Annotated in this window: 1 rRNA gene; it reads right to left on the bottom strand. The window is 55.1% G+C overall.

The annotated features are described in order from the left end of the window. Positions 1 to 18: 18 nt before the first annotated feature. A 16S ribosomal RNA gene (locus WFI24_RS34195) occupies positions 19 to 539 on the bottom strand; the annotation flags it as partial.

Below are 539 nucleotides of genomic sequence, written 5' to 3'. Positions count from 1 at the left end.
GGAAACGATTCTCCATAGAAAGGAGGTGATCCAGCCGCACCTTCCGATACGGCTACCTTGTTACGACTTCACCCCAATCATCTATCCCACCTTCGGCGGCTGGCTCCTTGCGGTTACCCCACCGACTTCGGGTGTTATAAACTCTCGTGGTGTGACGGGCGGTGTGTACAAGACCCGGGAACGTATTCACCGCGGCATGCTGATCCGCGATTACTAGCAATTCCGACTTCATGCAGGCGAGTTGCAGCCTGCAATCCGAACTGAGACCGGCTTTGTTGGGATTGGCTCCATCTCGCGATTTCGCAGCCCGTTGTACCGGCCATTGTAGTACGTGTGTAGCCCAGGTCATAAGGGGCATGATGATTTGACGTCATCCCCACCTTCCTCCGGTTTGTCACCGGCAGTCTATCTAGAGTGCCCACCCGAAGTGCTGGCAACTAAATATAAGGGTTGCGCTCGTTGCGGGACTTAACCCAACATCTCACGACACGAGCTGACGACAACCATGCACCACCTGTCTCCTCTGTCCCGAAGGAAAG

The organism is Paenibacillus sp. USHLN196 (genome assembly GCF_037144955.1).
Lineage (GTDB): Bacteria > Bacillota > Bacilli > Paenibacillales > Paenibacillaceae > Paenibacillus > Paenibacillus xylanexedens_C.
This window is presented reverse-complemented; position numbering and strand designations above follow the sequence as displayed.